Origin of the sequence: Variovorax boronicumulans (assembly GCF_040544675.1) — a bacterium.
GTDB classification, from domain to species: Bacteria; Pseudomonadota; Gammaproteobacteria; order Burkholderiales; family Burkholderiaceae_C; genus Variovorax; species Variovorax boronicumulans_D.
On record NZ_JBEPKK010000051.1, the window covers coordinates 1 to 1,252 of the forward strand.

Consider the following 1,252-nt stretch of genomic DNA (forward strand, 5'->3'; position numbering starts at 1 on the left):
CGCGCGCCGGCCGCGCCGAGGGCCGAAGCCAGAGCAAAGCCGATGCCTTTGCTGGAGCCGGTGATGAGGGCAATGCGCCCTGACAGATCGAACAGCTTCAAGAAGGACTCCTTGCTTCGTGGAACTGATAAGTTACAGGTATCTTATTTTGCAGTCAAACGGAGAAGTCACGCACAGATAAATCTCCGGGAAAAGCCTAAGTTACCGGTATCTTTATTGATGCCAGACTTGGGTCATGCCCATCGAAGTCCTGGATACCCGCTTTGCATCCGTTGCCCGCGATGCCGGCCCGTTGGAGCGCCTGTGCACCGGCGCCGCCTGGAGCGAAGGCCCCGTGTGGATGCGTGAAGACGGTGCCGTGCTGTGGAGCGACATTCCCAACAACCGCATGCTGCGCTGGCACCCCGACACCGGCATGACCGTGTGGCGCGATGCCGTGGAATTCACCAACGGCCATGCGCGCGAAGCCGATGGCGCCTTGCTGCATTGCTCGCACGGCCTGCGCGCCATCGTGCGTACGCACTTCGGTGCCGGCCTCGTGCCGCTCGCCGACGAGGTGCTGGTCGATCGCTACCGGGGCCGCCGGCTCAACTCGCCCAACGACGTGGTCGTCAAGCGCGACGGCAGCATCTGGTTCACCGATCCGCCCTACGGCATCGTGTCCGACCATGAAGGCCACAAGGCCCAAAGCGAACTGGGCCGCAACCATGTCTTTCGATTCGACCCGGCGAGCGGCGCACTGCGTTCGGTGAGCGACTTCGTCGAGGAGCCGAACGGCCTGGCGTTCTCGCCCGATGAAAGCATCCTCTATGTGAGCGACACCTCGGCTGCGCTGCGCACCGACGGCAGCGGGCATCACCACATCGTCGCGTTCGATGTGATCCACGGCGAGAGCCTCGCCAACCCCCGCGTGTTCGCGGTGGTGAATCCGGGTCTGGCCGACGGCTTTCGGGTCGACGTGCACGGCTTCGTCTACACCAGCAGCGCCGACAGCGTGCAGGTCTTTCACCCCGACGGCACGCGCATGGCGCGCATCGCCGTGCCGGAGAAGGTGGGCAACCTGTGCTTCGGCGGGATCGACGGCAACGAGCTCTATGTGTGCGCCTCCACCTCGCTCTACCGCATCCGCCTCGGCACGCGGGGAGCGACATGCGCATGAACCCGCCCCTGCTGCAATTCCAGTCTGTCTGCAAGCGCTTCGGCGGCACGCAGGCGGTGGACAAGGTGACGCTGGACGTGCGCGCCGGAGAGA

The 1,252-nt window shown here is 64.6% G+C and carries 1 protein-coding gene and 1 pseudogene; one reads left to right on the top strand and one right to left on the bottom strand.

Annotation, left to right across the window (positions count from 1 at the left end):
* Positions 1–101, bottom strand: a pseudogene (locus tag ABIC90_RS27345) (gluconate 5-dehydrogenase); the annotation flags it as partial.
* A 134-nt stretch (positions 102–235) separates the two neighbouring features.
* On the opposite strand from ABIC90_RS27345, the gene ABIC90_RS27350 reads away from it, so the two are divergent.
* Positions 236–1,159: an SMP-30/gluconolactonase/LRE family protein gene (locus ABIC90_RS27350; protein WP_354359880.1), complete on the top strand. Its 924-nt coding sequence runs from the start codon at positions 236–238 to the stop codon at positions 1,157–1,159.
* Positions 1,160–1,252 lie beyond the last annotated feature (93 nt).